Source organism: Streptomyces sp. WAC05292, assembly GCF_003949955.1.
Classification (GTDB): domain Bacteria; phylum Actinomycetota; class Actinomycetes; order Streptomycetales; family Streptomycetaceae; genus Streptomyces; species Streptomyces globosus.
In genome coordinates, this window is record NZ_RPSE01000007.1 from 22857 (window position 1) to 36129 (window position 13273).

Here is a 13273-nt window from a genome sequence, read left to right on the forward strand (position 1 = left end):
AGGATGAGGGTGACGGGGACGCTGGACGACGGCGCCGCCTACGACGTGGAGGTCACCGGTCGCGAAGACCGGCCGGTGACCGGCTCCCGCCGCGTGCGGGCCTTGGTCGACCAGTACAGCGGGCGGCCGGTGCTGCTCGGCCCGCTCGGGCCGCGGCGCGCCCTGACGGGTGCGGACACCGCGGCCGTGGTCGCCCTGCTGCGGCAGCACACGGTCGTGGTGGACGTCAGACCGTGATCGCGAAAACCCACAGATGGGCGTCGGGGCCGGGCAGGATCACGTAGTGGACGATGGCGGTGCGCGTCGTTATGACGCGCACCGAGTCGTCCATCTCGTACTTGTCGGCCTGTGGCCACGACCACGGATCGGAGCAGGCTCGAAGGACTGCCTCGTGGAGCTCCTCGCGCTCAGGCACAGGCAGGTCACGGATCGTCCGGCCGACGTTGGCCGCGAACCGTGCGGGAACAGCGGTCACCGGCCGAAGACCTCGTCCATCGTCATCGCGTCGGTCTCCGGGCGGCCAGCGGTGTTCCACTGCTCGTACGAGCCTCGGGCGAGCTCCAGGGCCAGGACTTCGCGGTCACGGCCGCCAGGCGTCTGGGCGGCGCGCAGCACAGCCGTCACGTAGTCGGGCACGGGCAGCCCGTGCCGTTTGGCCTGCTCTTCGACCTCTCCCGCGAGGGCGTCGTCCATGTTCACCGTCAACACCGTCATGCGTCGAGGGTAGCGACCGGTCGGCCACCGCGGCAGTGGATCGGCCCGAGACGTAAGGGCATCCGCCCTCAGACGCTCCGCGCCGTGGACTACGCATACGCCGTGAAGAAGCTGCCCCAGCCCGACGACCTGGCACCCGAGGAGCCGATCGAGACGCCGCCCGAGCCTGAGCCTCCGCAGCAGGATGACGCACGGCCGTGGGCTGGTGACCTGTACGACGAGGGGGACGAGACCGATCCCGCGCAGGCGTTCGCCGCCTTCTCGGGTCAGGAGGGCGAACAGGCGTGGCTCGACAAGGCTGAGGACGGCACCCTCACCGGGTGGGTTCGCGACGAGACCGGCCAGGTCTGGCGGTACTCAGATCCGGACGCCTGGGCCATCGACGTGGACGACGCCGCCATGGCGCAGACCGGTGGTACGGGCGGCGCTGCTGGCGAGCAGGGCGCTGGCCCGGTTGAAGGCGAACAGCCGCCGACAGTTCCAGGTGCCGCCCCCGCTCCCTCCCCTGTCGATGGCGCTCCCCCGCTGGAGTTCGGGACCGCCGATGAGGTCGTACCGGTGGCCGGCGAGGCCGCTGCTGAAGAGCCGGCCGCGGCTGCGGCCGAGGAAGAGAGCACCGAAGAGGACGCCGCTGCGGAGGACGAGGAAGACGAGGAGGAGCCGGCCGACGGCCAGGGCAAGAAGAACAAGCTCCCCTGGAGCTGACCGTGCGCGAACGCCCTCGGGCCGAAGAGCACGGGACACAAGCCCTCGCGCAGGGGCACGGTGCGGGCCGCCGAGAAGCCCGCCAGGAGGAACAAGCCGTGCCCCGTACGCCGCCGTCGCCCAACTCACCGTCCCGACGCCCCGCGCAGAGCAGGGGGATCGTCCGCGCCATCTATGCCGTGACCGGCGTGGTGGACGAGGTGCAGGACCTCATCGTCCCGGGGGCCTTCTCCCGGACCCTCGCCACCCGTCGGGTGAAGGCGGCGTGGCACCACGAGTGGAAGGACCCCGTGGGCACCGTCGTGGACGTGGAGGAGTGGAGGCCCGGCGACCGCCGCTTCCTCTCGATCCCCGGCGGCGCGGTCTGGCCGCGCGAGGCCGGGGCTCTGGTGGCGACCGTGCAGTACAACCTCCGGACGACGCGGGGTCGGGACACCTACGAGCAGGTCAAGCAGTGGCACGAGAACGGCGAGGCTGCCTTCTCCATCGGCTACAAGGTCGTCGCGGGCGGAGCATCCAAGCGGCACGACGGCGTGCGCGTGATTCACGATCTCGACCTGTACGAGATCAGTCCGGTCCTGCACGGCGCACACCCGATGACGCGCTCGCTGGAGGTCAAGGCTGCCGCCCGCACCAGCACAGACGAGCTGGAGCGGAAGGCGACGTGGTCCGCCGTGGAGCTGAAGGCCGCCGAGGCTCAGACCGGACGGGGCGCGATGATCGCGCTGCGCCTTCCTGCCGATGTCGCCGCCGGGATCGCTCACCCGGAGGGAACTCCGGCTGAGCACCTGCACATCACCCTCGCCTACCTGGGCGACGCAGCAGCCCTCGGCGGGCACCCCGATGACCTCCGCGACATCATCGCGCCGGCCGTCTCCGGCCGTGAACGGCTCCAGGGGACCATCGGCGGAATAGGCCGCTTCCCGGACACCGGAGAGGGCGAACCGACCTGGGTGCCGGTGGACGTGCCCGGCCTGGCCGAACTCCGCCAGAGCATCGTGGATGCTCTAGGCACCTCCGCGTACTCCGACAAGCTGCGGGCCGAGCACGGCTTCACCCCTCACGTCACCCTCGGCTACGCCCTTCCGGACGTCGCCCCGGTCCCGGCCACGCCGGTCACCTTCGACCAAGTCTCAGTCGTCCGCGGCGGCGACACGAAGTTCGTCCCGTTGGGCGAGCCAGCCGCCGCACCCGCGCCGCAACCACCTCCGGCCCTCGTGGAATCGAAGTCCGCGGCCCAGATCGTGGTGGAGGCCAAGTCCGCCGGCCCGGACGCGAACCGCGGGAACGCCGAACACCTGCGGCAGTGGTACGCCGAAGGCGAGGGAGCGGCACAGATCACGTGGGGATCGCCCGGCGACTTCGACCGGTGCGTCGCCATCGCCTCGAAGCACATGTCCCCCGACGACGCCAAGGGCTACTGCAACCTGCGCCACCACGACGCGCTCGGCATCTACCCGGCGACCCATGCAGCCGAGCAGAAGTCGGCCGCACAGGTCGTCCTCGAAGCCAAGTCCGCCCAACCGCTTCCGGAGAACCCGATGCACACACCGATGCCCGTCTCCTACGAACAGCTCCGGGCTCGGCTCGGAGACGCCGCCCGCGCACTCCTGGCGTCCGACGGCGAGGACTGCTTCGTGGCGGTCGAGGCGACCTACCCGGATCACGTCATCGTCTCGCAGCACTCCGGAGTCGACCAGACGACGACGTACGCCATCCCCTACAACGTGGTCGGCCGCGAAGTCGACCTCGGCACCCCCACGCCCGTCGAGCTCACCACGGTGGCGCTACCGGTCACTGGTGACTCCCACGCAGTCGAGGGAGACGAGGCGATCGACGCGCGGTTCGTGCGGCCCACCGCCGTCGCCCTCCAGGACGCCACCGCGCTGATCGAGGTATCCGGCGCACAGGCGGAACACCTCCAGCACCTCAACCCCACCATCACGAACCTGCTCACCAGCCTTGCGAAGAAGGGTCTCCCCATGAGCGACCGCAGCAACGTCCCGGCCGGCTCGTCCCTGAACCTCTGGGACGACGACTACGAGATCACCGACGGCTGGGACGAGGACGACGAGCCGACCGGCGGGACCGAGGAGACCCCGGGCGAGGCTGCGGGCGGGACCGGCACCGCGCCTGTTCCCACTGGGAACACCGGCGGAGCCAACACCGAGACGGTGCCCGCCGAGGACGACCAGGAGGACGAGCAAGTCCGCCTCGACGCCGACGAAGTGAAGGCGATGCTGGCCGCGCTAACTCTTTGACCTGCGAAAACCACGGGCTCCTGGGCGCACGCGACTTCCGTGCCCGGGAGCCCGAGACGGTAGCCCTGCGGCTCCCATTCCATGCGCCTCGCGTTGAGGCGTCCCGGTGCTGGCCGGGCGAGCGACGCACGCCATCGCCCGTCCAGCACAGGAGAGTGCATCCCCACCATGGCTACCGCCACCGACCAGAGCCTCATCCGGTCCCTGAAGTCGCAGCTCGCCGAGAAGTCGGCGGAGGCCGAGCGCATCGCCGGCACCTTCAAGGAGGAGAACGGCGCCTTCGTCGTCTCCACCGAGCAGCGCAACGCGTATGTCAAGGCCGTCAAGGACGCCCAGGAGATCAAGGGCCTTCTCGATGCCGCCCAGGGCGCCGACAACCTGATCGGCTTCCTCGATGCCCCTGACGGCGGTTCGGCCGCCGCGGCGTTCTACGGATCGCGCGGCGGCTCAATGGAGGCCAAGAGCCTCGGCGACATGTTCGTGGAGTCCGAGGCGTACAAGCGGGCCGCAGCCGCCGACTTCAAGGACCGCCCCTTCATCCGCGCCGAGATGGAGGGCAAGTCGATCTTCTCGCTCTCCGCCGGCACCCACACCCACCAGGCCCTCGGCGGCGTCCAGGACCTCGGCATCACCGAGGCCCAGCGCCGGAAGTGGCACATCCGCGACCTCTTCCCCTCCGCCAAGACGAAGAACGCGGTGCTCCTGGGCATCCGCGAGACCGGCTGGGTCAACAACGCGGCGCAGGTCGCGGAGCGCAGGGCCGCCGACGGCGTGTCCGCGCCGACGGGGCTGGACAGCGACGTGTTCGGCCGGGCCCCGCGCTCGAAGCTGAAGCTGGAGCCCGTGGCCTTCCCGATCGCCGAGATCGCGCACATGATCGACGGCCACAAGAACATCCTCAGCGACGAGCCGCGCCTCAAGCAGTTCATCAACTCCCGGCTCATCGAGGGCATCAAGTTTGCCGAGGACTACGACCTGCTGCACAGCGTCGGCGGCGACGGCACCTCCATCACCGGGCTTTTCAACACCCCCGGTGTCCAGACCTACACCGGCAAGAGCACCGACAAGTACTCGATCCAGATGCGCCGGGCCATGACCAAGGCCCTCCTGGCCGAGTACGAGCCGACGGGCGTCGTCCTCTCCCCGACCATGTGGGAGGAGGTCGAGGTCGAGACCGACGACCAGGGAGCCTTCCGGGTGGCACTCCAGGTCGCCGTCGGCGCGCAGAAGAAGGTCTGGCGGATCAACGTGGTCGAGACCACGGCGATGCCGGATGGCCAGTACCTGCTCGGCGCGTTCGGAATGGGCGCCCAGCTGTACGACCGAGAGAACGTCTCCGTCACCGTATCGAGTGAGAACTCGGACAACTTCGAGCGCGGCGTCTTGACTTTCCGCGCCGACGAGCGCCTGGCCCTGGAGGTCAGCCGGCCTGAGTCGTTCGTGATCGGCAACTGGACCACCCCCACGGTCTGACCGCCGCCCTGAGCGCAGACACAAAGCGGGGCCGGGCCGTACGGTCCGGCCCCGCCCCCATTGCAGAGAGCGAGGACTGCCGTGGCAGACACCAGCGGGCTGATCACGGCCCTCACCCAACTCGTCGAAGCCCCGGCCGGCCCGCGTGGGCCCCGGTGCACGGTCGGCACGATTCTCGACACGCTCGACGCGGACACCACCCGGAAGGTCCGCGAAGTGCTCGATAACCCGGGGATCTCTTCCACCCAGATCGCCGACGTCCTGACCGGCAGCGGCCACCGTGTGCAGGCTCCCGCAGTTGCCCGGCACCGACGCCGAGGCGGCTCCAACGGATGCAGGTGCCCGCGATGAGCCTCACCGACGATCTCAACGCCCTGCTCGCGCCCGCCTCCCCAGGGCAGAGCGCACCGCCGGAGACCACCCGCCCTGCCTCGACGGCACCGAAGGGCTGGGAGCCCGGTATCCGCTACGAGCCCGGCGGCAGCATGCTCGTCACCGCCCCGGCCGCCGACGCCCCACCCCAGGACGAGACCGGATGGCGGGCCCGCGTCGAGGCCCTGGGCCTGGCCGTACCGGACGGCTACCGGGTCCGCCTGGTGGAGGCGCGCCACGACCCGGCCGCGTGGCACCGTGACGCCCAGGGCGAGGACGCCGTCACCCGGCCCGTGTGGCGCTGCCGCTTCCTCATCGAACCCACGGTTCCTGGCTGGGCCTCCGCCGACGACCTCAACACCTTGGTCCGTGACGTGATGCGGCGCCGTCGCCAGCCACGCACTTCCCCAGAGCAGTCAGCTCGCGCCCTCGCGGTCGTGTACGCCGACCCGCAGGCCGGGAAGGTGGGCAGGGACGGCGGCACGAAGGAGCTCGTCGGCCGGGTCGCCGAGCGGTTCGACCGCCTGGATGACCACCTTCGCGACCTGGCCAAGATCGGACGTGCTCCGGACTCGGCGTACTGGCTCGACGCCGGCGACTGCGTGGAAGGGTTCGAGAACGTCGCCAGCCAGGCGTTCACCAACGACTTGACCCTCACGCAGCAGGTTCGCGTCCACCGGCGCCTCACCTTCGAGGGCCTCGATCGGCTTGCCACGGCCTTCCCCCGCGTCGTCGCGGCGACCTGCGGCAGCAACCACGCCAGGGTGCGCCGCGGTAAGGACGCCGTCGGCCCGCCGGAGGACGACTGGGGCATCGAAGTCATGTCGCAGATCGCAGACGCCTACGCCAGGAACGCTGACGCCTACGGGCACGTCTCCTTCGTCACCCCGGAACCGTGGCGTGACACCGTCTCCCTCGACATGGCCGGGACGATCGTGGGCCTGAATCACGGCCATCAGTACGCCCGCCCGGAGAAGGCCGCGGACTGGTGGCGGGGGCAGACCTTCGGCCGCCAGCCGATCGCCGACGCGAAGATCCTGGTCTCCGGCCACTTCCACCACTTCCGCGCCCAGCAGCTCGGCGCCGGACGGCTGTGGGTGCAGGCCCCCACCCTCGACAACGGCAGTGACTGGTACGCCATGCGCTCCGGAGAGGTGTCCCAGCCGGGCCTGCTCGTCTTCTCCGTCACCGCAGACGGCTGGGACGACCTCCGCATCCTGTGACCGCGACCCAAGCCGTTCCCGTCCGCCAACCTGCCCACCCGAACACCGAGAAGGAGCGAACCCCATGGGCCTGTACAACGCGGCTGGCACTCGAATCACGAAGGCCGGCTTCCCCGCCAGCGCCGTCAGCGACCCCCTGCTGAAGGTCACCGCGGACGTGTACGCGACGCGTACGCACGACGAGGGCACCCGCCCCAACGACAGCCGGGACTCCGTACCCGAGGGGTCGATCAAGACCCTGAAGTTCAAGGCGGGCGCGATCCTGCGACAGTCGCAGATTGACGCGCTCTTTCCCCCGGCGACGATCGCCTCGGTGACTCCGGCCACCGGGCCGGTCGCCGGCGGCACCGTCGTCACCATCACCGGGTCGAACCTGGACGGGGTGGCCGACGTCAAGTTCGGCGCCACCGCCGGAACCGGTCTCAAGGTGCTCTCGTCCGGCCGCCTTCAGGTCACCACCCCGGCGGCCACGGCCGGGGCCGTGAACGTCGTCGTCGGCGACGAGGCCGGCGCCGTCACCAAGACCGCGGGCTTCACCTACGCCTGATCCGCAGCGCCGCGCGCCGTTGCTGCCCGAGCGGGCGGCAACGGCGCGACCTAAGCCTCCTCGCCGGTCCACAGTCTCCGCCCACGCCCCCAGATGGCAGGAGGAACTGTGCCGCCCCGCACCCGCAAGACCACCTCGGACGACGCCGAGCCGACACCCGAGATCATCCCGGTCACCGACGAGACCGCCGAGGCCCCCGAGAACAAGGCCGTCCCCGCTCCCGCGGAGACGAAGATCCCGGACGTCGCTCCGCTCGAACCGCCCGCGGAACCCGAGCCCCTTCCCGAGCGCGACCCGCTGACCACCGCGCAGCAGCTGCTGCCGGCCGAGCTCGGCGACCGCATCGTGGACGACGCCACCGGGGAGCCGCCCGCCGACCCGGACAGCGTGTTCGTGCCCGTGATGCCCCACGGCAGCACGCTGCGCTGCACCGTCCGCCTCATCGAGCACGTGGGCCTGGGGGCGTACCGGACGCCCACCACCCGCCTGCTCGTCCCGATCGGTGCCGAGCTGAAGCGCGGCCAGGCCGCCCGCGTCGTCGCCAGGCTGCGCGACCAGCTCAGCCCGACCCCGGCGTCGGAGTAGGGAGCCCGGTGGCGGTGTACACCCACACGACGGCCCCGCGGCCCGTCGGCCCGACGGCTGAGGGGGCGGGCACATGACGATCCCCTCAGGCATCGCAGCCGTACGGGTCACCGGGCGCTTCCGGCGCCCGGACGGAACCCCCTATCAGGGCACGGTCACGTTCCAGGCGCCGGTCATGGTCGAGCTGGAGCAAGCGCTCACGGTCATCGCCGGCCGGGCCACCGCCGACCTCGACCACAACGGCGAGTTCTCGCTGCTGCTCGTGGCGACGGACAACCCGGGTATGGACCCCACCGGCTGGGTGTACACCGTCACCGTCGTCCTGGACGACGGCACCGCCCGCACCGGCTCCGTGGCACTCTCCTCCTCGGTCACCGAGGTCGACATCACCAAGCTGTTGCCCGCCGACCCTGCCCAGCTCAACTACGTGCCGGTCAAGGGAGCGCCCGGGGCCAGCATCCTGTCCGGACCCGCGAAGCCCACCATGGCGGAGGGTGCCGCAGGCGACTACTGGATCGACACCACCAAGACCGACGGGTGGCTGCTCTACGGCCCCAAGACGGCTTCCGGCTGGCCCCAGTCCAGCCTGCCCCTCGGGCCCGTGACCACCTGGCGGGTCCGCGACCTGCCGGACCCCGTCACCGCGGACGCGGTCCACGCCGGGCCCCCGCCCACCATCAGCGCCGCCCAGACCAGCACCCCCACCCCTGGGCACATCAAGTACGCCCCGGCGCCCGTCGCCCTCGCCGGCACCGACCGCCGCGGCACCTTCACCTGGGCCGGCGCCGGGAACTTCGCCATCGGCGTCGGCACCCCGGACAACACCTACGTGCTGCCGCTGTCGAGGTTCCCGAACACGTACACGTCCGGCCAAGGCAACTGGTCGTGCGAGTTCGCCACCGACAGCCAGGTGCTCCAGCTGCGCTTCAAGCACATCTCCCCGTCCACGATGTTCCGGCTGTCCATCGACGGTCGGAAGGTGACCGACCTGATGCAGCCCTCTGGTGGGGCAGTCGCTGGCCAGGGCCTCTCCCACCTGCTGACCATCGACTTCGGCAGTGCCGCTCCTCGGCGGCTGCGGTTCGACTTCGCGACCATGCCCTTCGGCGGGATCTACCTTCCGCCCACCGCCAACATGTGGGAGGTGCCGCTCCAGGGCGGCCGGTTCATGGTCCTCGGAGACTCCCTGTCCGACGGCTCGGCCCACAACGCGGGCGCCGGATGCGGAACGTGGGTCGACCGCGTGGGCCGGATGCTCGGCTGTACCGACGTCTGGCGCGAGAGCCGCGGCAGCACGGGCTACGTGGCCGCGGGCACGTTCGCCAACTTCGGCACCCGCGCCGAGGTGGACGTGATCCCCTGGGCGCCGGATCGGCTCGTGATCTGGGGCGGCTACAACGACGCTTCCTCCAACCAGGCCCAGATCGCTGCGGCAGCGGCCACCCTGTTCGACCGCATCAAAACCGCGCTGCCGCGCTGCCAGGTCTTCGTCATCGGCTGCTGGTCCCCCACCGGCAACCCTGCGGCGTCCCTCGTCAACACGACCAACACGCTGCGCACCGCAGCAGCGAACGCCCGCTTCCCCTTCGTCTCCCCACAGACCGGCCAGATCTACGACGCCTCGGGCACCCTCGTGGCCACCCACGGCCCGTGGATCACCGGCACCGGCAACACGGGGGCGCTCCAGGCCGACGGCAACGCGGACCTCTACATCGGCAGCGACGGCGTCCACGCCACGGACGCCGGCCACATCTACCTCGCCCGTCGCATCCTCGGCTTCCTTCGCGCCGCGATGCCCGCCTGAAAGGGGGCCCCATGGGCACCTACACCTACCAGCCGGTTCACGCCGGCCTCGTGTGCGATCCCGAGTCCGACGGAGGCCAAGTCGTCAGCCTCGTGCTGTACCCCGGGCCCGAGCGCGAGGGGGCACCGACGGCCGTGTCGACAGGCGTGTCCCGCCTTGCGGACGGCTCGTACGCCTTTGCGCTGCCGGACGGACTGCCCGACGGCCGGTACTGGGGTGTGGCCTCCTTCATCCCCGCCCAGGGCGCGCCGCCCGTCACCGACCGGACCGTCCGGCTCGATCTCCCTACCGGTGGCGGCCTGCTCGTCTCCCCGGAGCAGGTGGCCGACGAGCTGGGCGTGCCTCTGCCCCTGACCGCAGCGCAGCGCGAGGCGTTCCGCACCGACATCGCGAAGGCGCAGGCCGACGTCTCCGGCTACCTCGGGCGCCCGATCATCCCCCGGCCGGAGCGTCTGCGGTCCGTCCTTCCGCTCTTCGGCTACGCCCTCTCGGATGCCCGAGCGTGGCCCGCCGCCTCCTACGACGACATCACCACCGTGCTCTCCTACGCCCCGGCGGCCGACGGCCGGTACGACGTACGGCTTCTGATCGGTCTTCACGCAGCGCAGGAGGAGCCCATCGTGCGGTACGTCCTGGCGCACGCCGCCGAGACGATCCGGAACAAGCCCGGCGCGAACAGCGAGCGGAGGGTCACGTCCGTCTCAGCGGAAGGCCAGTCGATCAGCTACGACACGGCCCCCGTGGCCGGGCAGGCCGGTGCACTGCCCGCCCTGGATTCGCTGGCCGGGTACAAGAAGCGGCTGTACCGCCCGATCGTCGGCGCGCCGGCCGTGGCCTGGCCGTACGGCCGCGGTCGCCGGTACAGCCGGTGGTGAGGTGACCATGGCCGTTCTGCTGCCCGACCGGGTCGTCACCGCGTACGTCCTCGCGCACCCGTGGGGCCGGGATGCCCACGGGGTGCCCGTTCCTCCCCCGCCGGACGCCCGGCCGGCAGCCCGCGGAGCGTGGCCGGGCGCCGCGAACGAGCAGGCGGACGGATCGTGGACGCTGCGCGTCGACCCGGCCGCCTGGCCGCTCGAAGCGGGCGACGTCCTCGGCGATGGCACCCGCATCTGGACCGTCGTGTCCGCACTGCTCAAGCAGGTCCCCGGCTACGGCGCCGCCGACTACATCGCCGTGGTCGCCACCCTCAACCCGCCGGAGGTCCCCTGATGGCCAAGTTCCACGTCGAACCGGGTTTGGAGGAGAAGCTGGCCGCACTCATCGCGCCGAAGATCTACGAGATCGCGCGCGAGGTGGAGCGGCAGGCGAAGGTCTTCGCGCCCCCCACCAAGAAGTGGGTGACGGTCGCTGACGACAAGGTCCGCCCCACACACATCGCCGCGCACGGGCAAGAGGTACCCGCCAACCTCCGCTTCAAGATCAACTCAATGCAGTGGGACCGCGACCACCGCGGCGTCGGCCCGCTTACCTACATGAAGGCGCCCCGAGACGAGTCATCGCGGGCCGTCGCCAACCTGAAGAACTGCCGGTGCCACGCCCGCACGATCCCGGACGGCATCTCGCGGCACATCAACACCCGGCCGCCGGTCGTCACCGGAAGCACCGTCACCGTGAAGGTCGTCGCTGTCGGCGAGTGGGTGATCCCCGCCGAGATCGGCACCGTCTACCCCGGCAACCTGGAGGCGAAGGGCGCCTACTACATGGCCCGCGCCGCCGCGGCCGTGGCCGCCCGGCACTGACTGTTCCCACTGGGAACACCACTGGGGACACCACGCGACACAAGCCGTCTGCTCCTGCACTGTTCGGCCCCATGACGAACACCAGGAAGACCAGCACCCCGACCACCGAGGCGGAGATCGAGGCCACCACGGCGGCCGAGCCCGTTCTCGGCCCGCCTCTCCGCGACGGCCAGGCGCCGGAGAAGGTGACCTTCGCCCACCACCTTCGGATCGGCGGTCGCGACTGCCTGCCGGGCGAGACCGCTCTCCTGTCCCCCGACTACGCCCGCCAGCTCCGCGGCAACGGCTACCTCGCCCGCGGGCGCGGCTGACGATGAGCGACGCCTACGCCATCGCGGACGCTGACCCGGTGGCCGTTGTCCTCGCGTGGCTCGCCAAGCACCCCAAGGTGACTGAGGTGCTTGGCGGGCCCGGCCGCGTCTCCGGCGCCCGAGAGGCTCCGTGGCCACACCTCCGCGTCGCCCTCGGCCCCGGCGGCAGCCTGGGCGATCTGACGTGGCTCACCGAGCCCGAGGTGACCTTGGAGGTGTACGGCGACCCTGGTGGCTGGCCGGGCCCGGCTGCCCTCGGCCGCATCCTCAAGATCTGCGCCGTGGCCGCCGCCGAACTCCCCTCCGCGCCGACTGCCGGCGGGCACCCCGTCGTCAGCGGGGTGCGCCCCTCGGGCGCCCTGATCGAATCCCCTCTGGAGACCGGCCAGCCCCGATGGGTCATGGGCCTGCTCGTCTCCCTCCACCCCAACCCGGAGACCACGTGAACTTCACCGGCCACGCCACCGTGTCCCTCGCTCCTGTCGGCACCCACCCGGATGACGGCGACGCCTGGACGACAGTCGGCACCGTCACCGACGTCCAACTCGACAACGGACCGAACAGCACCCCGGAGGCCGGGCAGTGGGAGTGGCCGGCAGCGACCAGCGTCACCCGACCGGTTCGGCTGCTGCGGGCGTACGTGCCCGCCGACTACTTCCTCCCGAAGCCGTGCCTGAGCACCTGGGCCGAGATCGAACAACACGCTCAGCGAGCCCGCGTCGGCCGCCTCCTCGCCGACGCCCGCAGCCGGCCCGCGCTCCTCCCGTGCCCACGCCCGATGTGAGCCCGGGACGGTAGACGGACGCCCTCCCCATCGTGGCCCGGCCTTATCCCCTGGCCACGAGGAGCACACCGCCATGGCTGGCGAGATCACCAACGCCACACAGATCGTCGTTCCCGCACGTACCCGCATCTGGCTCGCGCCGGTGGGCACCACAGCACCTGCTGATGCCACCGTGGCGATGCCGTCGGGCTGGTACTCGGTTGGCCTGACGACCGAGGACTCCTTGAAGTTCAACGAGGAGCCGCAGTTCGAACAGGTCAAGAGCGCCCAGACCGACTTCCCCTCCCGCACCTTCCAGACCTCGGACAGCGCCACCATCGAGGTCGATCTCCAGCAGTGGAACTCGAAGAACTTCAAGGCCGTCTTCGGCGGCGGCACGATCACCGAGATCACCCCGACCGGAGGCGCGGCCGGGGCCAAGCACTACAAGTTCGCGCCGCCGCGGATCGGTGGCCGGTCGGAGGTCGCCGGCTGCATCGAGGTCATCGACGGCGAGAAGGTGTACCGGTACGTCATCCCGCGCGCGATGCAGATGGAGGGCGTGCAGACCGACCTCCAGAAGTCGAAGGAGGCCGTGTTGCCGCTGCGCCTGGCCGTCCAGGGTGGTGACGACGCGGACGCCTGGTACCTGATCACCAACGACCCGGCCTTCGCGAACGCCGCGTAGTCTGAGCAGGTACGACAGAAGGCCCGTACCGGGCGCGGGAGCTGAGGACTTCCACGGACAGTACGGGCCTTCGCTGTCGCCTAGC

General features: G+C 70.9%; 17 protein-coding genes. 15 read left to right on the forward strand and 2 right to left on the reverse strand.

What is annotated here, in order from left to right; all coding sequences use genetic code 11:
- The first annotated feature begins 3 nt into the window (after positions 1–3).
- The gene (locus tag EF903_RS01600) at positions 4–237 is read left to right on the forward strand and encodes a hypothetical protein (protein WP_125540794.1); all 234 of its coding nucleotides are present in this window, start codon (positions 4–6) and stop codon (positions 235–237) included.
- Here the strand turns inward: EF903_RS01600 and EF903_RS01605 are convergent.
- Both EF903_RS01605 and EF903_RS01610 read right to left on the reverse strand, forming a co-directional pair.
- Complete coding sequence (locus tag EF903_RS01605) at positions 227–415, reverse strand: hypothetical protein (protein WP_125540795.1); 189 nt, start codon at positions 413–415, stop codon at positions 227–229. The two genes, EF903_RS01600 and EF903_RS01605, sit on opposite strands and share 11 nt — an antisense overlap.
- 56 nt (positions 416–471) lie before the next feature.
- Positions 472–714: a hypothetical protein gene (locus EF903_RS01610; protein WP_125540796.1), complete on the reverse strand. Its 243-nt coding sequence runs from the start codon at positions 712–714 to the stop codon at positions 472–474.
- 84 nt (positions 715–798) lie between these two features.
- On the opposite strand from EF903_RS01610, the gene EF903_RS01615 reads away from it, so the two are divergent.
- The 14 genes from EF903_RS01615 to EF903_RS01685 all read left to right on the forward strand — a co-directional run bounded on the left by EF903_RS01615 (position 799) and on the right by EF903_RS01685 (position 13188).
- Positions 799–1419 carry a hypothetical protein gene (locus EF903_RS01615; protein WP_125540797.1) on the forward strand — a complete coding sequence of 207 codons (621 nt, stop codon included), beginning with the start codon at positions 799–801 and terminating at the stop codon, positions 1417–1419.
- A gap of 179 nt (positions 1420–1598) precedes the next feature.
- Positions 1599–3680: a 2'-5' RNA ligase family protein gene (locus tag EF903_RS01620; RefSeq protein ID WP_125540798.1), complete on the forward strand. Its 2082-nt coding sequence runs from the start codon at positions 1599–1601 to the stop codon at positions 3678–3680.
- Between the two features lie 168 nt (positions 3681–3848).
- Entirely contained in the window at positions 3849–5153 is a 1305-nt protein-coding gene (locus tag EF903_RS01625; RefSeq protein ID WP_125540799.1) for a phage major capsid protein, read from the forward strand.
- 347 nt (positions 5154–5500) lie between these two features.
- Positions 5501–6748, forward strand: coding sequence for a hypothetical protein (locus EF903_RS01635; protein ID WP_125540800.1), 1248 nt, complete (start codon positions 5501–5503; stop codon positions 6746–6748).
- Positions 6749–6812: 64 nt separating this feature from the next.
- Positions 6813–7295 (forward strand): IPT/TIG domain-containing protein, encoded by a 483-nt coding sequence (locus EF903_RS01640; protein ID WP_125540801.1) that lies wholly within the window; start codon positions 6813–6815, stop codon positions 7293–7295.
- Between the two features lie 108 nt (positions 7296–7403).
- Positions 7404–7880, forward strand: coding sequence for a hypothetical protein (locus EF903_RS01645; RefSeq protein WP_125540802.1), 477 nt, complete (start codon positions 7404–7406; stop codon positions 7878–7880).
- Positions 7881–7953: 73 nt separating this feature from the next.
- Positions 7954–9684, forward strand: coding sequence for an SGNH/GDSL hydrolase family protein (locus tag EF903_RS01650; protein ID WP_125540803.1), 1731 nt, complete (start codon positions 7954–7956; stop codon positions 9682–9684).
- Positions 9685–9695: 11 nt separating this feature from the next.
- Positions 9696–10559, forward strand: coding sequence for a hypothetical protein (locus EF903_RS01655; protein WP_125540804.1), 864 nt, complete (start codon positions 9696–9698; stop codon positions 10557–10559).
- A gap of 7 nt (positions 10560–10566) precedes the next feature.
- Positions 10567–10896 carry a hypothetical protein gene (locus tag EF903_RS01660; RefSeq protein WP_125540825.1) on the forward strand — a complete coding sequence of 110 codons (330 nt, stop codon included), beginning with the start codon at positions 10567–10569 and terminating at the stop codon, positions 10894–10896.
- Positions 10896–11426: a hypothetical protein gene (locus EF903_RS01665; RefSeq protein WP_125540805.1), complete on the forward strand. Its 531-nt coding sequence runs from the start codon at positions 10896–10898 to the stop codon at positions 11424–11426. The genes EF903_RS01660 and EF903_RS01665 overlap by 1 nt, the downstream gene beginning before the upstream one ends.
- Before the next feature lie 71 nt (positions 11427–11497).
- Positions 11498–11737: a hypothetical protein gene (locus EF903_RS01670; RefSeq protein WP_125540806.1), complete on the forward strand. Its 240-nt coding sequence runs from the start codon at positions 11498–11500 to the stop codon at positions 11735–11737.
- Positions 11738–11739: 2 nt separating this feature from the next.
- Entirely contained in the window at positions 11740–12183 is a 444-nt protein-coding gene (locus EF903_RS01675) for a hypothetical protein (protein ID WP_125540807.1), read from the forward strand.
- Complete coding sequence (locus EF903_RS01680; protein ID WP_125540808.1) at positions 12180–12521, forward strand: hypothetical protein; 342 nt, start codon at positions 12180–12182, stop codon at positions 12519–12521. Before EF903_RS01675 ends, EF903_RS01680 begins: the two co-directional genes overlap by 4 nt.
- Before the next feature lie 73 nt (positions 12522–12594).
- Positions 12595–13188: a hypothetical protein gene (locus EF903_RS01685; protein WP_125540809.1), complete on the forward strand. Its 594-nt coding sequence runs from the start codon at positions 12595–12597 to the stop codon at positions 13186–13188.
- Positions 13189–13273: the final 85 nt, after the last annotated feature.